This is a genomic window from Clostridium budayi (assembly GCF_055396605.1).
In genome coordinates this window covers 998,216-1,020,437 of record NZ_AP042456.1, presented here as the reverse complement: position 1 = coordinate 1,020,437, position 22,222 = coordinate 998,216, and the positions used below count along the sequence as shown (strand labels likewise).

The 22,222-nt window shown below is 27.7% G+C and carries 23 protein-coding genes; 6 read left to right on the top strand and 17 right to left on the bottom strand.

Annotated elements, in window-relative coordinates; genetic code table 11:
- The first annotated feature begins 85 nt into the window (after positions 1–85).
- Entirely contained in the window at positions 86–979 is an 894-nt protein-coding gene (locus ACZ5TJ_RS04755; RefSeq protein ID WP_464201649.1) for a carboxypeptidase-like regulatory domain-containing protein, read from the top strand.
- Between the two features lie 42 nt (positions 980–1,021).
- Here ACZ5TJ_RS04755 and ACZ5TJ_RS04750 read toward each other — a convergent pair whose 3' ends face one another.
- Entirely contained in the window at positions 1,022–1,714 is a 693-nt protein-coding gene (locus tag ACZ5TJ_RS04750; RefSeq protein WP_464201648.1) for a peptidase associated/transthyretin-like domain-containing protein, read from the bottom strand.
- A 179-nt stretch (positions 1,715–1,893) separates the two neighbouring features.
- Between ACZ5TJ_RS04750 and ACZ5TJ_RS04745 the strand changes: the two genes are divergently transcribed.
- Complete coding sequence (locus ACZ5TJ_RS04745) at positions 1,894–2,034, top strand: hypothetical protein (RefSeq protein WP_172678935.1); 141 nt, start codon at positions 1,894–1,896, stop codon at positions 2,032–2,034.
- Positions 2,035–2,079: 45 nt separating this feature from the next.
- Here ACZ5TJ_RS04745 and ACZ5TJ_RS04740 read toward each other — a convergent pair whose 3' ends face one another.
- From ACZ5TJ_RS04740 to ACZ5TJ_RS04715, 6 genes are all read right to left on the bottom strand, one after another.
- Positions 2,080–3,048 (bottom strand): polyprenyl synthetase family protein, encoded by a 969-nt coding sequence (locus ACZ5TJ_RS04740; protein WP_464201647.1) that lies wholly within the window; start codon positions 3,046–3,048, stop codon positions 2,080–2,082.
- 78 nt (positions 3,049–3,126) lie between these two features.
- On the bottom strand, positions 3,127–5,052 hold the full coding sequence (locus ACZ5TJ_RS04735) for an FAD-dependent oxidoreductase (protein WP_464201646.1): 1,926 nt from the start codon (positions 5,050–5,052) through the stop codon (positions 3,127–3,129).
- 275 nt (positions 5,053–5,327) lie between these two features.
- On the bottom strand, positions 5,328–6,269 hold the full coding sequence (locus ACZ5TJ_RS04730) for a 1,4-dihydroxy-2-naphthoate polyprenyltransferase (protein WP_464201645.1): 942 nt from the start codon (positions 6,267–6,269) through the stop codon (positions 5,328–5,330).
- 10 nt (positions 6,270–6,279) lie between these two features.
- A complete protein-coding gene (locus tag ACZ5TJ_RS04725) occupies positions 6,280–7,155 on the bottom strand; it encodes a LysR family transcriptional regulator (RefSeq protein ID WP_464201644.1) in 876 nt (291 codons plus the stop codon).
- 16 nt (positions 7,156–7,171) lie between these two features.
- Positions 7,172–8,203 (bottom strand): FAD:protein FMN transferase, encoded by a 1,032-nt coding sequence (locus ACZ5TJ_RS04720; protein WP_464201643.1) that lies wholly within the window; start codon positions 8,201–8,203, stop codon positions 7,172–7,174.
- 246 nt (positions 8,204–8,449) lie between these two features.
- Positions 8,450–8,938, bottom strand: coding sequence for an FMN-binding protein (locus ACZ5TJ_RS04715; protein ID WP_464201642.1), 489 nt, complete (start codon positions 8,936–8,938; stop codon positions 8,450–8,452).
- 195 nt (positions 8,939–9,133) lie between these two features.
- On the opposite strand from ACZ5TJ_RS04715, the gene ACZ5TJ_RS04710 reads away from it, so the two are divergent.
- Positions 9,134–9,526, top strand: coding sequence for a NusG domain II-containing protein (locus tag ACZ5TJ_RS04710; protein WP_464201641.1), 393 nt, complete (start codon positions 9,134–9,136; stop codon positions 9,524–9,526).
- A 38-nt stretch (positions 9,527–9,564) separates the two neighbouring features.
- Complete coding sequence (locus tag ACZ5TJ_RS04705) at positions 9,565–10,056, top strand: Gx transporter family protein (RefSeq protein WP_464201640.1); 492 nt, start codon at positions 9,565–9,567, stop codon at positions 10,054–10,056.
- A 56-nt stretch (positions 10,057–10,112) separates the two neighbouring features.
- Here ACZ5TJ_RS04705 and ACZ5TJ_RS04700 read toward each other — a convergent pair whose 3' ends face one another.
- The 8 genes from ACZ5TJ_RS04700 to ACZ5TJ_RS04665 form a co-directional block, all read right to left on the bottom strand.
- Positions 10,113–10,949: an ABC transporter substrate-binding protein gene (locus tag ACZ5TJ_RS04700; RefSeq protein ID WP_464201639.1), complete on the bottom strand. Its 837-nt coding sequence runs from the start codon at positions 10,947–10,949 to the stop codon at positions 10,113–10,115.
- An 8-nt stretch (positions 10,950–10,957) separates the two neighbouring features.
- Positions 10,958–11,887, bottom strand: a complete 930-nt coding sequence (locus tag ACZ5TJ_RS04695; RefSeq protein ID WP_464201638.1) for a UbiA family prenyltransferase — start codon at positions 11,885–11,887, stop codon at positions 10,958–10,960.
- Positions 11,887–12,726, bottom strand: a complete 840-nt coding sequence (locus ACZ5TJ_RS04690; protein WP_464201637.1) for a carbohydrate ABC transporter permease — start codon at positions 12,724–12,726, stop codon at positions 11,887–11,889. Before ACZ5TJ_RS04690 ends, ACZ5TJ_RS04695 begins: the two co-directional genes overlap by 1 nt.
- Positions 12,707–13,498 (bottom strand): carbohydrate ABC transporter permease, encoded by a 792-nt coding sequence (locus ACZ5TJ_RS04685; protein ID WP_464201636.1) that lies wholly within the window; start codon positions 13,496–13,498, stop codon positions 12,707–12,709. The genes ACZ5TJ_RS04690 and ACZ5TJ_RS04685 overlap by 20 nt, the downstream gene beginning before the upstream one ends.
- A 76-nt stretch (positions 13,499–13,574) precedes the next feature.
- Complete coding sequence (locus ACZ5TJ_RS04680; protein ID WP_464201635.1) at positions 13,575–14,849, bottom strand: ABC transporter substrate-binding protein; 1,275 nt, start codon at positions 14,847–14,849, stop codon at positions 13,575–13,577.
- Positions 14,830–15,936 (bottom strand): ABC transporter ATP-binding protein, encoded by a 1,107-nt coding sequence (locus ACZ5TJ_RS04675; RefSeq protein ID WP_464201634.1) that lies wholly within the window; start codon positions 15,934–15,936, stop codon positions 14,830–14,832. The genes ACZ5TJ_RS04680 and ACZ5TJ_RS04675 overlap by 20 nt, the downstream gene beginning before the upstream one ends.
- A 259-nt stretch (positions 15,937–16,195) precedes the next feature.
- On the bottom strand, positions 16,196–16,651 hold the full coding sequence (tnpA, locus tag ACZ5TJ_RS04670; RefSeq protein WP_464200147.1) for an IS200/IS605 family transposase: 456 nt from the start codon (positions 16,649–16,651) through the stop codon (positions 16,196–16,198).
- Positions 16,652–16,830: 179 nt separating this feature from the next.
- Positions 16,831–17,931, bottom strand: a complete 1,101-nt coding sequence (locus ACZ5TJ_RS04665) for a ribose-phosphate pyrophosphokinase (protein ID WP_464201633.1) — start codon at positions 17,929–17,931, stop codon at positions 16,831–16,833.
- Positions 17,932–18,227: 296 nt separating this feature from the next.
- On the opposite strand from ACZ5TJ_RS04665, the gene ACZ5TJ_RS04660 reads away from it, so the two are divergent.
- Both ACZ5TJ_RS04660 and ACZ5TJ_RS04655 read left to right on the top strand, forming a co-directional pair.
- A complete protein-coding gene (locus ACZ5TJ_RS04660) occupies positions 18,228–19,448 on the top strand; it encodes a multidrug effflux MFS transporter (protein ID WP_464201631.1) in 1,221 nt (406 codons plus the stop codon).
- A gap of 78 nt (positions 19,449–19,526) precedes the next feature.
- Positions 19,527–19,682, top strand: a complete 156-nt coding sequence (locus tag ACZ5TJ_RS04655; RefSeq protein WP_171991972.1) for a hypothetical protein — start codon at positions 19,527–19,529, stop codon at positions 19,680–19,682.
- 45 nt (positions 19,683–19,727) lie between these two features.
- On the opposite strand, the gene ACZ5TJ_RS04650 is transcribed toward ACZ5TJ_RS04655, so the two are convergent.
- Both ACZ5TJ_RS04650 and ACZ5TJ_RS04645 read right to left on the bottom strand, forming a co-directional pair.
- On the bottom strand, positions 19,728–21,182 hold the full coding sequence (locus ACZ5TJ_RS04650) for a cobyric acid synthase (RefSeq protein ID WP_464201630.1): 1,455 nt from the start codon (positions 21,180–21,182) through the stop codon (positions 19,728–19,730).
- 23 nt (positions 21,183–21,205) lie between these two features.
- Entirely contained in the window at positions 21,206–22,222 is a 1,017-nt protein-coding gene (locus tag ACZ5TJ_RS04645; RefSeq protein WP_464201629.1) for a hypothetical protein, read from the bottom strand.

Below are 22,222 nucleotides of genomic sequence, written 5' to 3'. Positions count from 1 at the left end.
ATATTTATGTCAAATTAGTAAAATAATCATACTATAAATTATAGAGTTTTTCTCTAAATTTTAATAATAAAGGAGGACATTTTATATGTCTTATTTAGATAAAAAAGTATACCCTTTAACTACAGGTAGTTTAGGAGAATTAGTTCTTGGAAACAATAAATTTTTAGATTTAGATCCTTTTAATTTATCAACTCCTTACACTATAACAGATGGAGGAGTTGTTGGAATGGTTAGTGATGGTACTAACCCAATCGCAAATGCTTATGTTGCCCTTAAACCTTCAACTGGAACAAATGTTTATATGGTTCAAACAGATATTAACGGTGCTTATTCTATTACCGCACCAGCAGCTACTAATTATCAACTAAATATTTTAACTCCTGGATATGATGTAAGTACAACTGATTCAATTGCTGTAACATCTGCATCATATTCTGATATGGGAACTACAGTTTTAAGTGCTGACTCTGAATTAAATTCTAATAAAAAAGCGGTTCTTGGATTATTTAAACTTGCTTCTGATAGTTCTCCAGTAAATGATGGCATAATTACACTATTAGATATAACTAATCCACTAACTCCAGTAATTGCTGGTGTGACAGTAACTAATTCTGATGGTAATTATGCTTTTGTAGGATTAGATGGAACAAAGACTTATAAAATTATTGGAGTAACATCAGCATTAAATCCAGCTGAACTTGTAATAAGCTTTGGAACAGGAACATTCACAATTCTTCCTGATTTATCTACTACACCAGTAGTTACTACAACTTCTAGCTTAATTCAAGGTGTAGCTAGTGATGATACTGGTGTAGCTTTAGCTAACACATCAGTTATGCTATTTTTAGGAACATCACCATCTGGTGTTGCTCAAGCCTATACTAAAACTAACGCTGATGGATACTACACTTTCATAGTTCCTAGTGATGTAGCGGCTAGAAATTACTATGTAACTGCAACTAATAATATACCTGCTTAATTTTAAATTTTAGACAAACCATATTATGGTTTGTCTATTTTTTTATTTTGTTGCTTTAACTAAATACTTACCACTATCTATATTATCAAAAGAGTATTCTCCATTCTCGTTAGTGTACGTATATTTTATTGGTTCTTCTTTATTATTTTCATCAACTGAATATAGTATTACTGCAATATCTTTTAAATCCATAGTATCTTGAACATTTATCTTTCCAATAACTGTTCCATCTGGTATCGGCTTTTTTTTAACTACTATTCTAGTAAAACTCTCTACTTCGTCAAAAAGAACAATCCATGAAATCTTTTCGTATCCTTTTACTATAATATTTAGCTTATAATAACCATGATATATACTTAACATAGCAATACCACATTTATCTGTATATCCTGTATACTTATTCTTATTATTAGTTATATTAATTTCACCATTTACTATAGGGTTCATTTTATCATCCACTAAATTAATAATTACATCCTCATAATTTTCTTTACATAATCTAACTATTTTAAAATTATAGCATCTATTCACATTTATTCTATAGCACTTGCTCTTGTATCCAATTTTATCCAACTCCAATTCATATACACCACTAGGAATATAAAACTTCACCATTCCATTTTTATTTGTAAAACCTTTATATATTTTTTCTTCATTTTTCAATCTTACACAGCATTTATCTATATATTCATTTTTCTCATTAATTACACATATAACTACCTTTTTATTTTCCATATATATCACATCCTAAAGCAATCTTTTGTTAATTAATATATAATATTCCCTATATTTTCATAATGTACTTTAAACATTTATATAACCCATTAATTGAACTCGATTTTATAAATTAGATGTATATATTTCTCCTATAATCGCAAAATAAATATTGATTTCAATTATAGGAGGTAGTTTTTATGGATAATAATTCTGCGCATGATAAAGCTAAACAAATGATCATTGATGGTGAAACTTTTGAAAAAATTATGGATGAAACTAATTTAAGACTTAAAGATCTAAAAAGAATTCAAAGAGAAGAGATAAGTAATCATTTTTAATTTTCAAAAGACTTATGCTAATCTTATTACGCATAAGTCTTTTTATTAATATTTTCTCTCTAAAAGCTTTCTTGTTACCTCTAAAAGTATTTGCTTATATTCATTGTCAGGTAATTTATTTATATCTCTAAAAGCTTTTTTTGAATATTTCTTTGCAAGTTCTATAGAAGAATCTATTCCTTCATTTTCTTTTACAAGATTAATTATATTTTTTATATCGCTATCTTCATATTTTTCTTTATCTAGTGGTATTTTAAACGCTTCTGGATTTTTTTTCATTGCAAGTATAAGAGGTAATGTATATATACCTTCTTTTAAATCATTACCAGATTTCTTTCCTATTTCTTCATCAGTACCAACATAATCTAATATATCATCTATTATTTGAAAGGCCATTCCTATGTTATGCCCAATTTCCCAAAATAGTCTACAAGTTTTTTTATCACATGAGCTTTCTGCAGCACCTATATAAAGACTTAAAGAAAATAACTCAGCTGTTTTACCAGATATTCTTTTTAAATATTCTTTAACTGACACATCTTTTTTAAATCTAGAGTTTAATTGTTCAACTTCACCTAAGCATATTCTAGACATAACTTTTGTATCAATATCTACTCCTCTTTCTATAGAAGAAGTTGTGGCTAAAGTTCTAAAACATAGACAGAAAAGATAATCTCCTATATAAACTGCATAGTTTTTTCCATACTTAGATTGCACAGTTTCAGCTCCACGTCTAAGCTTAGCATCATCTATAACATCATCATGTACAAGAGTTGCCATATGGAACATTTCTATTACAGCAGCAAGTGCTATTACTCTTTCTTCATTATAATCTCCAAATTTTGAAGCTATAACAGTAAATGCAGGTCTTAACATCTTTCCACCTGAATTTAGAAGCTCTAATATACTCTTTTCTATAATTTTATCTTTACATTTTGCATTTTTATTAATTTGTGCTTTAACTTTTTCAATTTCTTTATTAATTATAGGATAGTTGCTCCAAAATTTACTCATATTTATCCCCCTCGTTATCTCCTTCAAATAATATTTTTTAAAAAGCAGGAATTACTTCCTGCTTTTTTATTTTTTATATTATGCATTACCACCATGTATATCATATATTGGTTCTCTTTTTCCCATCCAGAAATTATGGGCAAGTTTATTAATCCATGGCATTACATAATAATCTAATCCAAATGTTCTTCCAGCACCTGACATTAACGCTACACTACCGAATGTGAACCATAATATATCCCATCCAGCCATTGCTGAGAATATAAAGTTAACTGTCATAAATGCTGATGCAGCTGATGCTAAGAATGTAAATAATCCAGCTATTAAACATAATCCTATTGCAATTTCAGTTAAAACAACGATTCTTTGGAACCAAACTGCAACATCAGGATTTGGCATGAAAATTTCCATTATTGATTCATAGAATTTTGGCATGCTCTTAAATATTGGTGTAGGCATATTAGCTGCAGCAGCATCAGTAGCTTGTGATGCACCTGAAACTGTATCTTGAAGCCATGAGAATGGCATTTTAACATTACCCATCTTCATCCAGCTATCCCAACCAACTGTTAAATTACTACCTAAACTGTCAATGTAAGCACTTATACTTCCGCCTGCAGCATCTGAAGCTTTTGATGCTGAATCAAATGCATTTGTCCAAGTTTCTTCACCAACTAACTTTTTAAGACCTTCAATTAACCAAAGGAAACCTATATAAACTCTTAACGGAACAAGCCATAATCTATTTCCTTTAGATGAAAGATGTCCTCTCATAATACATCTTCTCTCTTTCATAGAGAAGAATTCATGTTGAAGATAATTATAGACAGCATGAACATTATTAACACTGAATAAGTAAACCATATTTATAAGGTGTTTCATTACCATTGCAAAGAATCCTGAAAGCTTTATTCCCATTAGATTTGCAACACCGTATCTTCCACCTATTGATACCATAAATCCATGATAATTTGATTTAAATTCTACTTTTTCTTTATTTTCTATAGATGCTATTATGTTTTTAACAGCTGTTACTGCAGTTTGTTCAGCAGCTTCTACTATTTGAGGATTTCCCTTTCCTGGCTCCTCTTCAACATAAGCCACGTCACCAACAACATATATATTTTCTTTTCCTACTGCTTGCATATATTTGTTTGCAGTGTATCTTCCAGCTCTTCCTTTTTCAATATCCATTTCATTTAAATCTTGATTAGCTTGTACACCACATGTCCAAATTAAAGTTTCTGTTGGAATTATTTTTCCACTCTTTAATTTTATAGTGTTTTTAGTTACTTCAACTATTGGAGAGTCCTTTAATATCTCTACTCCATGCTTTACCATATACTTTTCAGCTTTATCAGCTTGTTTTCTATCTAACATATTAAGTATAGTTGACATAGCTTCAACTACTAATAATTTAATTTCTTTTTCATCTACTCTATATTCTTTAGCTAAAGTTGTCTTCCATTCTAATAGCTCCCCAGCCATTTCTATTCCAGTAAATCCTGAACCTGCAACTACAAATGTAAGCATTCTCTTTCTCTTTTCAGCATTTCTTTCAAAGGAAGCTTCTTTAACTCTGTTTTTAATATGAGCTTTTATTCTAAGTGCATCTTCAAGAGACCATAGTGTAAATCCATTTTCCTTTACTCCTGGAACTCCAAAGAATGCTGGCTCACTTCCAGTTCCTATTATTAAATAGTCATACTCAAATTCGCCTTGTTTTGTTTTAACTATATTTTTATCACTATCTACATTTTCTATATAGTCTACAACTACATTAACTTTAGTTCTGTGGAATATTCTAGAAAGTTCAATCTTTACTGAATCTTCTGGGACTCTTCCCCCTGCAACTTCATGTAACTCAGTCATTAATGTGTGGTAAGGATTCTTATCTATTAAAGTAATCTCTACCTCTTTATTTTTCTTATACTTTTTTGATAATTTCTTGGCTGCATGTACACCTGCATAACCAGCCCCTAAAATAACTATTTTAGTTGACATATAACTCCCTCTTTTCTTTCTTATTTACAGAATAATAATCCTTTGTTAAACATTATCAAAAGTTATTTTGCATGTTTATTCTATAGTTAATAGTAATACCTGTCTACCACCATTTATTAGCTAATATTAATAATTTATAGGTATAAATTTTTAGCTTCAAACCTCTATAAATCTCTATATTTAGCCATTTATTAATTATTTAACAATTAACTTTTTAAGGATTTGTTATAAGTTTTTTAAATCAACCATAACAATTTTGTATACCACTAAAAGCTTTATATTATAGCACACACAATACTTAATATATAAACTACGCTTAGTATTATAAAATTCTTAATAGAGAGAATAAATGTCTTTGATTTTATCTGATTCTCTTTAAATGAATTAATATTTTTTATAACTGGAATTAGTGTAAGTATACATAATGCTGATGTAATTGGTAGAATTCTAGTTAATACTCCTATTACTATTGCTGTATATCCAATGTAATACAAAACCTCATACATAATAATTCCAATATCTTTTCCTAAATAATATGGCAATGTAAATCTATTAACCTTTATATCCTCTTCTAGATCGCATATATTATTAGATAACATAATATTAGCTATACCTGTAATTAACGGTATAGAAATTAATAATATTACTAAAGCCTCTATAATATTAAATTTAGCTACTATAGTATCACCATATAAATATATTCCAAAATAATCTTTATCATATATATTTACATAAATAGTGATAAAGGTTATAAAAAGCCCCATAAATACACCAGAAAAAATCTCTCCAAGAGGCATTCTTGAAATTGGTATAGGACCAAATGTATAAAATATTCCAACAACGAAACATATAACCCCTATTACTAAAACTAATGGATTAGTTCTAATAGTTAATATTATTCCAAATAATGTTGCTATAAATAATAAAGTCCCTATAGTAATTAATCCTATTTTTTTAGAAATTCCATGAACAAACATTGGATTTCTTCCACTATACTCATTCTTTAAATGCTTAAGTTCATTTTGATAGTCACAATAATTATTTATAGCTGTTGTTGCCATATCAAAAGTTATCATAGATATAAACATTATTATTAAATTAACTAATTTAATTTCTCCATATCTATATAAACTATACATACTCCCTACTAAAAATGGCACTACACTTGCTATTTTAGTCGGCAGTTCAACAAAATTTATAAAAGATTCAATGCTCATAAGTCCTCCATTATATCGCTAGCTTAAAATTTTCCTTGCTTAAAGCTACTTCTAGTTCCTTTTTAAATAAATTTATTTTTTTCTTTAAAGGATTTTCAATATCTTTTCTATGAGTTATAAAAAGCTCATATTCTTTTTCATAGTCTTTACACTTTAAATCTATTAAATTTCCAGCCTCTAATTCTCTTCTTACTGCATTCATAGGTACTATAGCTGCTGTATTTGGATTTTTTAAGTACTCTTTTATAGCTTCTATTGAATTCGTTTTTAAAGCGATTTTTGACTTATCTATTTTATCTAAAAGACTTTTGCATGAATATAATTTATCATTTAAAAATGCTATTGATAATTTATCTATATTAATATCTTTCGAATCTTCACTGCATACAAGTATTAATTTATCACTTCCTATATAATTAGATGCTAAGTCTACATCATGTATTAAATTACATCCTACTATAACATCACATTTATTATGAAGAAGTAATGACTGATCATTACTTTCAAAGTGATTGTTTATGTTTATATTATGATTTTTAAATATTTTATTTATGTCTTTAACCATATTTATTACTAAAAGGTTTGCATATACACTTGAATTTGTTATCCTAATTTCTTCATTATTATTACTAAGTGCATTTATTTCCTCTAATAAATTGTTATGAGATGATATTATCTCTTTAGCGTAGTTATATAATATTTGACCTTGACTTGTAAGCTCAACTCCTCTATTACTTCTCTCAAAAAGTTTTGCTCCAAGCTCCTTTTCAAGCTTGGACAATTGATGACTAAGTGCTGGTTGTGATATATGAGAATTATTTGCCACCTTTGATATACTTTTTAGTTCTGCTACTTCATAAAAATATTTTAAGCTATCTATTTGCATCTTTTTTTCCTCCGTTTTAATTAGAAAGTGTGAAACTTTCATTAATCATTTTAAAATTATCTTTTATACCTTTAGTTGTGTAAACTTTTCTATCATTAGTTATAAAGATTGCATCAACGCCATCTAAGTCTTCTATAAATTTAATTCCATCATCAAGTCCTTTAGTAAATACAAGAGTTGATAATCCATCTGCATCTACAGATTTATCTGCAATTATAGATACACCTGCAATATCTGTTTTATATGGATACCCATCTTTTGGATTTAAAATATGATGATACTTAATTCCATCCTTCTCTATAAATCTTTCATAAATGCCAGTAGTTACTACTGACTTGTTAGATACTTCAACTGATCCAACTACATTTCCTCTTTCAGTAAATGGATCTTGTATTCCAACTTTCCAATCCTTGTCCCCATCTTTTAGTCCTAAAGCATATATATTTCCTCCAAGGTCAATAATAGCTTGTTTAACATTATTCTCTTTAAGAACCTTTACAATCTCATCTGCAGCGTATCCTTTAGCTATACTTCCAAGATCAAGCATCATGCCTTTATCTTCTAAAAATACTTCTTTAGTTTCATCATTTACTTTTACCTTTTTATAGTCAATTTTATTTATTACATTTTTTATTTCCTCTTTATTTGGAACTTTAGCTTCTGGTAACCCAATACTCCAAAGCTTAACTAATGGACCTATTGAAACATCATATCCACCATTAGATAATTTTGAATATTCTAAGCCCTTTTTTATTATATTAAAACTATCCTCGCTTAACTTTACTCCTTTTATGCCTGCATTTTTATTAAGATTAGTTATTTCAGTATTATCTTTGTTTATACTTACTAAATCTTCTATCTCAATAATACGTTTAAATACCTTGTCTAATATTTCTTCATCTTGTTTATCATAAATAGTAACTTTTATAGCCGTTCCCATAAATAGCTCTGTTCTATAAATAGGTTCAGCTTTTTTCTTCTCTGTGCATCCTATAAAAGAAAAAACTAATAAAATAGCTACAAAAAAAGAAATTACTTTTTTCTTCATAAACCTCTTCCCCCTCGTTTATTAATATTTGAAAAATTAATCATTAATTTTATTTATACTTTATTAACAATTTTCATACTTATTTTATATTTTATATATTTTATCACCATTTTTCAACAATTTTGTTTCTTTTTTTGGAAATTTTGATATATAGTTAAATTTTTAACTATACTTTTATTTATTTAAAACAAAAAAGCCATAAATGTAATCATAATTACATTCATGGCTTAATATTTATAAATTAAATTATTTAGCTTCTTTTATTTCTACTGATGCTTTTTCAGTTTTTCCTGCTTTAGCATTATCTAAAGCTGCATTAAATAATTGCTTAGCTTTATCTGATGATGAAGTTGCTCCTGTTACTGCATCGAAATCAGCTGATTGCTTTTCAACAACTTTCTTTTCTATTTCAACTTCATATTTTGAAGGGCTAGTACCAGCTTGTTCTTGCATCATTTTGTTGTATGCTTCGTCTTCTCTCTTATTTCCGTCTTTAGTCATTTCGTTGTAGTTAGCTTCTGTTATCTTTCCATCTTTAATAACAACTTTAACTTTAGCTGTTCCACCATTTTTATCAGCTTCTTTAGTTTCAGCTTCATAAGTACCATCTTTTAACTCAGTGCTTGTTGTAGTTCCTTCTTTTGATGTATCTTTCTTTTCTTCACCTGAACCACAAGCTACAAGTGATAATGATAATACTGCTGTACATAATATTGCTACTAATCTTCTTTTCATAACTTATCCTCCTAAAAAACATAAAAAATTTATAATCATTTCAAGATGGATTATACACTGAAATACTACTTTAATATTAATATATCTTTTTTATACAGTATAATTTTTTTCTATTACCCCTTTCTTTTCTTATATTTTAAAATCTAATTATAACTTTTTAAAAAGTTCAATTATATTACTTAGGAGAAATTTTCTATGAAGATTTTCAAGAAATTAGATATTGTTATTATAATATTTCTTATTATTTTGTCTTTTACTCCACATTTTATATTAGGAAGTAAACTTTATAAAAACTATTCTTCAACTTATGCAAGTATTAAAGTTTCGGGAAAACTTTATAAAAACATTCCACTTTCATCATTTAAAGGAGAGAAAATAATTGATATAACTACTTCTAAGGGGACTAATAAAATATTAATAAGAAATAATACTATTAAAATAATAGATGCAGATTGCAAAGATGAACTTTGTATAAAGCAAGGTGAAATCTCTAAAGTATCTCAAACTTTAGTATGTCTGCCACATGAATTAATAATAGAAATAAAAGGAGATGAAAGTAATGATGATGACATTATACTTTCACATTAAAAACTATGAAGCTTAATAAAACTAATAAAATGATTTATATGTCTTTACTTGTTGGAATGGCCTTAATACTATTTATTATTGAAGGTATGATTCCTATGCCATTTATAACGCCTGGTGCAAAACTTGGTCTTGCAAACCTTGTTATAATGATAGCTGTATATACCTTAGGTAGTTATAAAGAAGCTTTTACTGTACTATTTTTAAGATTATTACTTTCAACTATGCTAGGAGGTAGTCTTTCAACTCTTATGTATAGTGCTTCTGGAGGTATTTTAAGCTTTATTATAATTATTATTGTTAAAGAACTTGGAGGAAAATACGTATCCATAATAGGGGTAAGTGCAGCAGCTGCTGTATTTCATAATATAGGTCAACTTATAGTCGCATCACTTATTCTTAAAAATATAGGAGTATTTCTTTACCTACCTATATTATCAATAGCTGGAATAGGTACTGGAATATTTGTTGGGATATCTGCAAACTATTTATTATCTCATTTAAATAAAATATCTTATTTAAAATTTGATTAAATTTATATTATAAAAGACCAAAGCAAATTCTCAAATTCTGCTTTGGTCTTATTAGTTTAAATAAATGTATCTTTAATTATTAACTCTTTAGCATCATATAGTTTATCAATATCTTTTTCTCTGTACATCCATTCCTGACAAAGATTAAAGTCCTCTTCCCTAAATGCTTCGCATTTTTCAAAACTAAAATATCCTAATCTTTTAGCTGCCTCTAAATTATATCCTGCACATTCTGTAGCTATGTTTATTTTTTCTTCTTTGCTAGATTCATTAAATATTCTTTTAGCTTCTTCTAAAGCTTTATGAAAGTTCTTTACTGATTCTTTATTTCTTTTATAAAATGATTCTTCAAAGCACCACATAACTAAATTTTTATCACTTTCTCTTAAACTCCACATTTTTTTATGCCCTTTATCTATAAGTTCATCAATAAAAGGCTCAATAGCAACTAAAGCATCAATTTTGCCTTCTTCTAGTGCTTTGATTCTATCATAAGTATTATTAATCCAAACAATTTCTACATCTTCTAATTTATCTTTTAAGTCATTTTCTAAAAATAATTTAAACATCCCAGCTCTATTTACGCCAACTCTTAACCCCTTTAAGTCTTTCGGTGCATCTTTGCTTATTAAAAGACTTATTGTACGAGTTAAATTAGAAGTTATAACTGACTTCTTTCCTCTTTTAAGCATGTAAAAAAAGAAAGTTATATCTCCCATTAAAGCATGAGACTCTCCTTCTAAAAATGGATTCTTGCCTCCGAAATTAAAATCTTCCTGTATATTTAAATTAACCTCTACACCATACTTTTCAAATATCCCCATCTTCTTTGCAATAATAGCTTGTAAAGTTAATGGATTTTTCTTTATTAAACTTAAATTAATTGCACTCATAATTTCTCCTATTTTTTTATTATCATAATTAAAAATTCTAATGAAATTAATATATGAAAACTATATATTAATAATAAGGGTCTTGGCCCCCATTCTCTTCCCATCTCCTTATAAACTTCTTTTATTTTGTAATAATCCTTATACCAACGTATATATCCATAGTAATAAAAAGTTATAAGCCCTGTAAGAAACATTATAAATGGTACACTTCCTATAAAAAATAGTACGCACCAAAAAATTATCATAACTATTGCCTCTGGTATTATTATCTTAATTGAATTTCTAAACCCAATAACGTGAGGAAGAGTAGTTCTACTTCCCATATCTTTATCATAATCTGACGTATTGTTAGTAGACATTAAAAATATGGTCATTATCATTGCAATAAATGCATAAAGTATTATCTCTATACTTACTTTTCCACTTTGAATGTAACTAGACACAAAACAACTTATAAACCCAACAAAAGTTCCAGATACAAGTTCTCCTACTGGGTATATAATGTATGGCTTAGGTCCTAGAGAATAACATATAGCTGCTAACACACTTAAAACTCCTATTAACAATATAACTAAATTTTTAGTTATAAAAACTATAAGAAGACCCGATGTTCCTCCAAGTCCAAGCATAAATATAAGAGCAATAACTGCATCTTTAAGCTTAGCATCTCCCCTAACAAGTCCTTCACTTCCTTTATGTCCTGTTATTGTTTCTTCACTTTCTTCATTTTTTAAGTACGCTCTTATTTCGTTTGCTATATTTGATACTATATTAAAACTAAATCCTGATATAAACATAAGGACTAATAATACTATATCTAATTTTCCAGCTAGATAAGCTCCAAATAAGCCACCACTTAAAACAGGTAGTCCAGTTGCAAAACCAGTTCTCACTTCCATCACTGTGTATACTCTTTTTAAAAAATTATTTTCTCTCATTATTTAATACTCCCTGATGTTATGCCCCCATATATATGCTTTTGAAGAAAACAAAAGAATATAATCATAGGTATCATACTAATTACTATTGCAGCACATATAATTTGCCAATCTGTCCTAGATGGTCCAATAAATCTAAATAGAGTTGTAGATACTGTATTTAATTTTTCTCCAGGCATATAAAGAAACGGTATATAAAAATCATTATATATAGAAATTATCTTTATCATACAAGCCGTTGCTGTTGCTGGCTTAAGTAATGGAAAAATAACTTTCCAGTATATCTTAAAATAACTTGCTCCCTCAATCCTTGCTGCTTTATCTATATCTTTTGGAATTTTTTCAAGCATTTGAAGATATATATACACCATAAGAACATCTGCTCCTAAATATAGAACTATAGGTGCAAGTCTTGTATTATATATTCCCATTGCATCAATAATCTTAAAAGTTGCAACTTGTGATATTTCCATCGGAACAATTGATACTAATAAATACATAAATAAAATTATTTTTTTACCTCTAAAATCAAATCTATTTATGGCAAAGGCTACCATTGACCCAATTATTACACTTCCACCTACTCCAAAAAGAATTAATATAAATGTATTAAAAAATCCAACTAACATCTTTCCATTTATAAATGCTTCTTTATAATTTGAGAAATTAAAAAAGTTCTCAGGTGGCGTTATTCCTGCTGTATTAGTAAACTCATTATAAGTTTTAAAAGAACCAAAGAATACAGTTATAATAGGTGTAAATAAAATAAGTAACCATAAAATCAAGGCAATATATTTAATTATTTTTAAACTTACTTTCTTAATATTCATCTTCATCATTTCTATACACCCTCTTTTGTATTAGAGTCATAACTACAATTAAAATAGTTATTATAACCGCCATGCTAGATGCAAGACCTATTTGCTTATTTTCAAATGCCGTCTTCATTGTCATAAGTAAAAATGTACTTGTCCCATTTGATCCATTTGTCATTATCATAGGTATTTCAAATACAGAAATTGATCCTACAATTAGAAGAATAAAATTTATCTTTATTACTGTGTGTATGTTTGGTAATATAACATATCTAATTTTTTGTAAAATTGATGCTCCTTCAATTTCAGCACACTTTAAATATTCTTTAGGTATAGACTGAATTGCTCCAAAATACATAATAAAGCTCATTCCAGTAAATCTCCATAATGATATACTTGCTAAAGTATAGTTTACAAACCTTGGATCACCAAGCCAAAAATGAATAATATCTGCAAGTCCTAAAGAAGTTAATATTTGATCAAAAGTTCCATCTGGTGAGAAAAAAACTCTAAACATCATAGATATTGCAACACCACTTATAAGGCAAGGAAATACAAATGCTGCTTTAAAAAATCCTTTAAATTTAACCTTAAAAGATAATATTATTGCAAAGCTTAATCCAATTATGATTTGTAACACACCAGATATAAAGTAATAAAAACTATTTTTAAATACTTCTAAATAACTAGAATCTGTAAGTATCTTAAAAAAATTATCAAATCCAACAAATTCTTTTGTAGTTGATAATCCATTCCACGAAGTAAAACTATAGCTAATTAAAGATATTATAGGCAAAAATCCAAATAAAATTAATAATAAGATTGGAAAAAAAAGAAAGATAAAAATAATCTTTCTTTCTTTTTTTAGAGTACTATTTCTCATTATTCTTTATAGCTTTTTCCCATTTTGCTTCTAATTTATTTATATATTCATCATAACTTTCATTTTGATTTGGATATAAACCTATATTTATTGTTTTTTGTAATACATCTGTAAGTCTTCCTACTCCAACTTCATTAGCTATAGTACTATATAACTTATCATCTTCTGGTTTTTCTGTTGGAACTGTTAATATTACATTATTTTCTTTGAAGATTTTTTGTTGTTCTTCATTTAAATCTTCCTTATTTGGTGACATTCCGCCAAACTCTTTTGCATATCCACTTTTATCAGATACTAAAAATTCTAAGAAAGCTTTTGCAGTAGCTTTATTTTCACTATTTTTATTAACTCCAACTACAGCTGGCGCTCCAAATGGAATACTTGTTTGTCCATTAAATTTTACTGGGAATGGTGCTATATTTATTTTATTTCCGTTTGTAACTAACTTTTCGATATCCGGTAATTCTTGTGATCCCATCATAAACATTGCAACTTTTCCATCTGCAAGCATTTGTTGTGACTTAGCATAATCTCCTGTAATTGGATCTTTTTCAGTAAGACCTTTTGAAGATAATGTATAGAATAAATCCATAACTTGTCTTATAGGTTGTCCTTCTTTAAATGCTGTTCCTTTTTTAAGCATTTCTGATCTATATTGCTCTCCACCATAAGAAGTTAAAGCTCCTCCCCAAACTCCAAGTGTGTTGTTGTAGTTTGTATAGAATGGAATTGCATCAGTATTCTTTTTAATTTTTTCACATACTTCAACCATTTCTTCTAATGATGTTGGCATCTTTTCTACTCCAGCTTTTTTTAACACATCTTCATTGTATATAATTCCTAGAGAATTAAGTGCTGCTGGTATACCATAAGATACACCATTATAATCAGCTTCTGTTACATCTATGTATTTCTTTTCTAATTCATCAACTTTACCTAAAGGTTCAAAGTAATTTTCATATTCATTTGGAGTTGCATTCATACTAAATGGTACAAATAAAACATCTCCGTAATTTTTTGTATTCATACGTGTTGTTATGTAATTATCATAATCACTTGATGATTCAAAAATTATATCTTCTACTTTAGGATGCAGTTTTTTAAACTCTGCTTCCATTTCTTCAAATAACTTATCAGCATCAGTTCTACTTGTAATTACTGTAATAGTTCCTCCTATTTCCCCATCTGTAGTAGTTTTTTCTTTTGCACACCCTGTAAGTAAAAGTGGTAGCATTATCATCATGCTAATTATCTTTTTCTTCATATTCTTCTCCCCTTATGTTCCTTTTAGTATATTTATTAAAAATATTAGCATTTTCTAAATTAAAGCTAATATTAATTTCTTCTTCTAGTTTAAAGTCTTTTATTTTATAAGTTTTAGTTGTAAATTCTATTCCTTTGTAATCTAAATAAAGAATTGTTTCACTTCCTAAATACTCTATCTTCTTAATTTTGGCCTTTATAGATGAATCATGCTCTCCACTAATTAGTATATCTTCGGCTCTAAATCCAATTATATATTCATCTTTATTTGATATATCAAATTGATTAAAATAACCTATATCAATAGTATTTTCTAATATTAACCTATTATCTTTTATTTTCATATTAAATAAATTCATTTTAGGCTTACCAAGAAATGTTGCTACAAATATGCTACTTGGATTCATATATAGCTGCTTAGGCGTTCCTACTTGTTCAACCATGCCATCATTTAAAACAACTATTCTATCTGCCATCGTTAATGCTTCTGTTTGATCATGAGTAACATAAATTGTTGTTGCATTTATCTTTTTATGTAATGATACTATCTCATTACAAGTTTCATTTCTTAATTTTGCATCTAAATTTGAAAGTGGTTCATCCATTAAAAATAACTTTGGTTCCCTAACAATTGCACGAGCTAATGCTATTCTCTGTCTTTGTCCTCCAGATAATTTCTTTGGCTTTACATTTAAGTATTCTTCTAAATGTAGAATCTTAGCTGCCCACATTACCTTTTTATGTATTTCCTCTTTAGCTACCTTTCTAATTTTCATTCCAAAAGCTATATTTTCATATGTAGTTAAGTGAGGTAATAATGCATAATTTTGAAATACCATAGATAAATTTCTATCCTTTGGCTCTATATCATTTATAATTTTATTATCTATTGATATTGTTCCTTCTGTTATCTCTTCAAAACCACATATCATTTCTAAAAGAGTAGATTTTCCACTTCCACTTGAACCAACAATTACAATAAACTCACCCTTATTTATAGATAAATTAAAATTCTCTATAACATTTTTGTTACTTCCTTTGTATCTTTTAATTAAGTCTTTAAAAACTACATAATTAATCTCTCTCATCTCCAGTTTGTGTAATTATTCTTTGCTAATATTAAAAACAATTTAATTATACAAATATATTTTTTTTATGAGAAATAGCATTATTTTATATAATATAAAGATTTTTAATATCTAATTTAAGTTAGGTATCTTTATGTATTTAAATTTATAATAAAAATCCACCAGCTTAGCTGGTGGTATTTCCTAAGCCCTATAAGGGCACCTTACTTGCAATTGCGTCTTAAGACGCTAAAAAGGTCCGCCAGCCGCATGTTTTCTGTTACTTGCTACCCTTGAAAGGGTCAATATATTCTTTTATACTTATCTGATCTGCTATCATATCTTCTCTTTCTTGGTTTCTTATATATTCTTCAATCGCTTTTTTATTTCTTCCTACTGTATCAACATAAAAACCTCTACACCAAAAATGCCTGCTTCCATATTTATATTTTAAATTAGAAAATCTCTCAAAAATCATCAAGCTACTTTTACCTTTTAAAAAACCCACAAAACTTGATACACTAATTTTAGGTGGAATCTCAACCAACATATGTATGTGATCAACGCAAGCATGCGCTTCGATTATCTCAACACCCTTCCATTCACAAAGTTGTCTTAATATCTTTCCAATCTCAACTTTCTTTTCTCCATATATCTCTTTTCTCCTGTATTTTGGCGCAAAAACTATGTGATATTTACAATTCCATTTTGTATGTGATAAACTATTACTATCCATTATGGATGCCTCCTTTTGTTATTGAATTTGGCTGCGAACCTAATTCTATTTTAACAAATGGAGGTTTTTTTGCGTAATACATCGCTAAAGCTTATCTGAACACACTTGCATAGCAAGTGGTTTTCCAAATACAAATAAAAGCCACGAATTTATAAAATTCGTGGCTTTTACTTAGTATATTATAGCTTATTTTCTTGTAATAACTTATTAATTACTTCAGTTGCATCCATATACTTAGCAATTGATTGTCCATGATTTAATCTATTTATAATTCTAGCTAAGAACTCTGACATATCAACAGCATTGAACCATTTAGATTCTCTTAAATCTTTTGGTACATATGTTAAGTTAGTTGAATATACTTTTGCTATTATTCCTTTTTCATAGTAGTCCTTAAATTTATTAAGTCCTTCTGTAAAGAATGCAAAAGTTGTAGCAACATATACGTTTCTAGCATTTCTTTTCTTTAATTCTACTGCTATATCAAGTACTGATTCACCTGATGCTATCATATCATCAACTATTAATACATCTTTTCCTGCTACGTCTCTTCCCATGTATTCATGTTCAACTATTGGGTTCTTACCGTTAACTACTAAAGAATGGTCTCTTCTCTTGTAGAATAATCCAACGTCAACTCCTAATACGCTTGAGTAATAGATTGCTCTATCCATAGCTCCAGTATCTGGGCTTATAACAAGTAATTTTTCTTTATCTAGCTCTAAAGTGGCTTCGTTTGAAATAAGTGATTTTACTATATCGTATGTTGGATATATGTTTTCAAATGATAGTAATGGTACTGCATTTTGTACATTAGGATCATGAACGTCAAATGTGATTATTTCATCAACACCTAAGCTTTCAAGTTCTCTAAGTGCTAAAGCGCAATCAAGAGATTCTCTTCCTTTACGTCTATGTTGTCTTGATTCATATAAAAGTGGCATTATTACAGTTATTCTTGCAGCTTTTCCTTTTATAGCTGATATAGTTCTTTTAATGTCTTGGAAATGCTCATCTGGACCTTTGTGATTTGTAAAACCGAACATTTTATATGTGCAGCTATAGTTTCCAATATCACATAATATGTAAATGTCTTTTCCTCTAACACTTTCTGAAATCTTAACTTTACCTTCTCCATTAGAGAATCTTACTTCATTTGTTGGTATTAAATATGTTTTATCAAAGTTTCTTTTATTTTGGATGTACTTATCAACAGCATTACCTAATTCTTTACAACTTTCTAATGCTATTAGTCCAAGTTCATGATTAAATTCACTCATTTCTTTCTCCCCTTTTCATTTATTTTATATAATATTTTCATTATAAAAAGTTTAGACACATAACAGTATATATCAAAATAACTCATCTATAAATATATTTTAATAATAAATTCTATTTTTATTCGGATTTATGTAAATTAATTGAATATTTTTACATAAAACTACATAAATACAAATATACTTTTCATTCCATTGACATTTTAACTTAATTAATATTATCATTTCTTTATGCTATAAATTTATTATTTATTTTTAATATGTAATATGCTTTTAATTAGATAATTAAAGGAGATCTAATGGATACAAAAGAAAAAAATGATTTAAGTATTAAGCAAAAGATATTAGGTAATAAAGGATTCATTATCTTTATAGGATTTTTAAGTGCCTTTGTTCCTATGTCTACTGACCTTTACTTACCTGCTCTACCTAAAATGATAACAACATTTCATACAACTGAGCAGATTTTAAATTTAACTATAACTTTTTTCTTTATTTTTTATGCTATTGGTATGCTTTTTTGGGGACCTTTAAGCGATAAATATGGAAGAAAGCGTATATTATTAATTGGAATGATAACTTACTGTATTGGTAGCTTTTTATGTGCATGTTCAAATAGTGTAGAAACCCTTGTAATATCACGTATCATTCAAGCACTAGGTAGTGGTTCTGCAGTTTCTGTATCAACTGCTATGATGAAAGATGTTTATACAGGTAAAAAGCTAACTGCAATGCTTGCATTAGTTCAATCAATTGCAATGACAACACCAGTTATTGCTCCAACTATAGGATCATTAATATTAAAATATACATCATGGCACGGAATATTCTGGGTATTATCTATAGTTAGTATTTTAGGTATAATAGGTAGTATTCTAGTTACTGAGACTTTAACTAATTATAATGATGGAAATATTTTAGAAGTCTTTTCAAAGCTTAAAACTGTTTCTAAAAACCCAGGTTTTTCACTTTTAGTTTTAATCTTTACAATTACTGCGCTTCCAATGATGGCTTATATAAGTACATCATCATACATTTACATTGATGGATTTCATTTAAATGACCAATTATATAGTTATTTCTATTCATCAACAGCTATATTTTTAGTTCTAGGACCTATGTTCTATGTAAAGTTATCAAATAAATTTAAAAGTCGTACAATTATTACTGTTGATTTTTTAATTGTACTATTAAGTGGTATTCTTTTAATTGTATTTGGTAATCATTCACCACTAGCGTTTGCATTATCAATAATACCAGCCATGTTCTTTGGTAATATGCTTAAACCACCTAGTACAACATTAATGCTTGCACAACAAGATGATAATATAGGTTCTGCATCATCACTTCTTAGTTTTACTAACACTATTATGGGAAGTATAGGTATGATACTTATAACTTTAAATGTTGGAAATAAAATAATTGCAATTGGAACTATGTATATTATAGTTACATTAATTAGTTTAAGCTTATGGCTTACATTAAGTAAAAGACCATTTATAAGACAAGTAGATAATTAATTTTTCCCTTTCTTTTCTTGTGTTTTTTTCTTCATATTTACTAATACTAAAAGTAACTAAGTTACTGGAGGTGAAAATATGGCAAAAGATAGTCAAGTTGATAAAAAGAGTGTTAGAATGGCAAAATGCAATCATCAAACACCTTTAACAAGCGAAGAAGGTAAAAATCATAATAGAACAAATAAGAAACATTCTATTAAACGTGAAGGTTTCCAAAGTGACCATATAAACTAAAAAATAGCTAAGTATAATTTTAAAATTATACTTAGCTATTTTAATTTATAGTATGCTTTCTACATATTCCATATCTATATTTTCTTTTAATATTTCACATAACTTGTCATATTGCTTTATTTTATAACTTGCATAGTCAATATCATTATCTTTTTTAATATCTAACTTTTCTTTAAGTTTATTTATTATATTTACTCTAAAGTTTCCTTCATCAAATATTCCATGAAGATATGTTCCATATACTGTAGAGTCTTCATTCTTCATTCCAACTACATTTCCTTCATTATCTCTAATCCATACATTAGCTTCATTTGTACATATACTTACTCCATTATGTATTTCATATCCTGAAACTTCATTTCCGTATATATCTTTTGTATTAACTTGCTTAGTAGTTTTCTCTTTCTCAAAGTATGTCCACATATCTAGTAATTTAAGACCTTCTTCTTCTGAAGCCTTTCCTTCAACTTCTAGTGGATCTTTTATAACATCACCAAGAATTTGGTATCCGCCACATATACCAAATATTAATGATCCTCTATGCTTAAAATAGTTTATTGCATGATTAAATCCATTCTCTTTAATAAATTTTAAATCTTCAATTGTATTTTTACTTCCTGGAATAATAATCATGTTAGCACCTTCTAAATCAGCTATATTATCTACATATCTAACATTAACATTTTCCATTATAGCTAATGAATTAAAGTCAGTAAAATTAGACATATGAGGAAGTCTTATAACAGCTATATCAACACCTTCTCCTTTAGTGTTTTTTATGTTATCTGTAGCACCATCTTCTTCTTCAATATCTAATTTAAAGTGTGGCATAACTCCTAATACTTTAACTCCAGTCATTTCTTCTATTTGCTTCATAGCACCTTTAAAGTATTCTTTCTTTCCTCTAAATTTATTAACTATAATACCTTTAACTCTTTTTCTTTCATCTTCACTTAATACATTTAAAGTTCCAACTATTGATGCAAAAACTCCACCTCTATCTATATCTGCTACTAATATTACATTTGAGTCTGTAACTTTTGCTGTATGCATATTTGCTATATCTGTTTTCTTTAAATTTATCTCAGAACAACTTCCTGATCCTTCAAGCACTATTAAATCATGGTCTTTACTTATATCTATAAAAGCTTCCTTTGCAGCTTCTTTTAAATACTTATTTAAATCTTCGTATTTATAAGCATCCATATTGCAATATACTTTTCCTCTTACTATAACTTGAGTTTTAAAGTTTCCACTAGGTTTCATTAGAATAGGATTCATATATTCCTTTGGTTTAATATTACACGCTTCAGCTTGAACAACTTGAGATCTTCCTATCTCGTCTCCCTCTTCTGTAACAAATGAATTTAATGAAATATTTAATGCTTTATATGGTGCAACATTATATCCTTTTTCTTTAAAATATCTACAAAATGCTGTGGCAATAGTACTTTTCCCAACAGAGGATGCTGTTCCAAGTAGCATAATTTTTTTAGTCATAATTTCTTCTCCCATTTTAAAATTTAAATTTTAATATTTATTCTAGGTACATCTAATGATTCATGATTACCTGTAGATGAATCTGTTCTATGATCACAAGTAATTATCATATTATAATTACCTTTATTTTTTAAGCTCTCTATCATAGGTATTATTAATTCTGATTGTATCTTTTCCATAAATTTTAATTTTTTATAATAATTTTTTGTATGTGCTAATTCATCAAGTCCATTTACATGAATAATTACAATATCATCTTTTTCTAAAGCTTTAAGACCTTCTTTAAGTTTTGAAGTAAGTGATGTATTAGAATATCCGTTACACCCTTTAGGTTTAATTGAATTCATATTTAGTGCAATTCCCATTCCACAAACTAAATCAATTCCACTAATTAATGTACCTGTCTTTTTATGTTTATCTTTAAATGATTCTATATTAACTTTTCTGCAAGGTCCCCATGGCCAAAGAATTCTATTTTCTAAATTATTCTTATTAAAATAACTTGCTGAATTATATATTATTTCTCTTAATAAATTATTATTTGGAATAATATCTTCTATCTTTTTACTAACATTAAAATGTGGTTCATAGCATTTACTATTTAATATACTTAAATCTTGATCTTTTATTATTAAAAGATTTTTATAATTATCGCAGTGTATAACTCTTCCGTCTTTAATATTAATTTTATTTAAAACTTTTTCTAAATTATCTACTAAGTTTCCACCTGTAAAATCTTCTAATATATCATTATTCTTTTTAACAATATTACATCTTAAAATTGTTTCATTCTCTTTAAGTTTTATACCTTTAGATAAAGCTTCATAATATGCTCTATCCCCCAAATCATATTCATTTGGAGGATATCCTAATATTTTAAAAATACAATTTAAGCTATCTACTTGTTTGTTTTTAGTTGTATAGTTTGTCATCTCTATAGTAGCTTCTTTTGAAAACTTTCCAAGTATTAAATTCTTTAAGTCTTCTTTTTCAAGTGCCTCTTCCATTAAACCATCTAATATTATTAAAACTTCTTTCAT

Bases quoted from the DNA above. Each gene is read 5' to 3' on its own strand.
- ACZ5TJ_RS04755 (WP_464201649.1), top strand. From the start codon at position 86: ATGTCTTATTTAGATAAAAAAGTATACCCTTTAACTACAGGTAGTTTA.
- ACZ5TJ_RS04750 (WP_464201648.1), bottom strand. From the start codon at position 1,714: ATGGAAAATAAAAAGGTAGTTATATGTGTAATTAATGAGAAAAATGAA.
- ACZ5TJ_RS04745 (WP_172678935.1), top strand. From the start codon at position 1,894: ATGGATAATAATTCTGCGCATGATAAAGCTAAACAAATGATCATTGAT.
- ACZ5TJ_RS04740 (WP_464201647.1), bottom strand. From the start codon at position 3,048: ATGAGTAAATTTTGGAGCAACTATCCTATAATTAATAAAGAAATTGAA.
- ACZ5TJ_RS04735 (WP_464201646.1), bottom strand. From the start codon at position 5,052: ATGTCAACTAAAATAGTTATTTTAGGGGCTGGTTATGCAGGTGTACAT.
- ACZ5TJ_RS04730 (WP_464201645.1), bottom strand. From the start codon at position 6,269: ATGAGCATTGAATCTTTTATAAATTTTGTTGAACTGCCGACTAAAATA.
- ACZ5TJ_RS04725 (WP_464201644.1), bottom strand. From the start codon at position 7,155: ATGCAAATAGATAGCTTAAAATATTTTTATGAAGTAGCAGAACTAAAA.
- ACZ5TJ_RS04720 (WP_464201643.1), bottom strand. From the start codon at position 8,203: ATGAAGAAAAAAGTAATTTCTTTTTTTGTAGCTATTTTATTAGTTTTT.
- ACZ5TJ_RS04715 (WP_464201642.1), bottom strand. From the start codon at position 8,938: ATGAAAAGAAGATTAGTAGCAATATTATGTACAGCAGTATTATCATTA.
- ACZ5TJ_RS04710 (WP_464201641.1), top strand. From the start codon at position 9,134: ATGAAGATTTTCAAGAAATTAGATATTGTTATTATAATATTTCTTATT.
- ACZ5TJ_RS04705 (WP_464201640.1), top strand. From the start codon at position 9,565: ATGTCTTTACTTGTTGGAATGGCCTTAATACTATTTATTATTGAAGGT.
- ACZ5TJ_RS04700 (WP_464201639.1), bottom strand. From the start codon at position 10,949: ATGAGTGCAATTAATTTAAGTTTAATAAAGAAAAATCCATTAACTTTA.
- ACZ5TJ_RS04695 (WP_464201638.1), bottom strand. From the start codon at position 11,887: ATGAGAGAAAATAATTTTTTAAAAAGAGTATACACAGTGATGGAAGTG.
- ACZ5TJ_RS04690 (WP_464201637.1), bottom strand. From the start codon at position 12,726: ATGATGAAGATGAATATTAAGAAAGTAAGTTTAAAAATAATTAAATAT.
- ACZ5TJ_RS04680 (WP_464201635.1), bottom strand. From the start codon at position 14,849: ATGAAGAAAAAGATAATTAGCATGATGATAATGCTACCACTTTTACTT.
- ACZ5TJ_RS04675 (WP_464201634.1), bottom strand. From the start codon at position 15,936: ATGAGAGAGATTAATTATGTAGTTTTTAAAGACTTAATTAAAAGATAC.
- tnpA (WP_464200147.1), bottom strand. From the start codon at position 16,651: ATGGATAGTAATAGTTTATCACATACAAAATGGAATTGTAAATATCAC.
- ACZ5TJ_RS04665 (WP_464201633.1), bottom strand. From the start codon at position 17,931: ATGAGTGAATTTAATCATGAACTTGGACTAATAGCATTAGAAAGTTGT.
- ACZ5TJ_RS04660 (WP_464201631.1), top strand. From the start codon at position 18,228: ATGGATACAAAAGAAAAAAATGATTTAAGTATTAAGCAAAAGATATTA.
- ACZ5TJ_RS04655 (WP_171991972.1), top strand. From the start codon at position 19,527: ATGGCAAAAGATAGTCAAGTTGATAAAAAGAGTGTTAGAATGGCAAAA.
- ACZ5TJ_RS04650 (WP_464201630.1), bottom strand. From the start codon at position 21,182: ATGACTAAAAAAATTATGCTACTTGGAACAGCATCCTCTGTTGGGAAA.
- ACZ5TJ_RS04645 (WP_464201629.1), bottom strand. From the start codon at position 22,222: ATGAAAGAAGTTTTAATAATATTAGATGGTTTAATGGAAGAGGCACTT.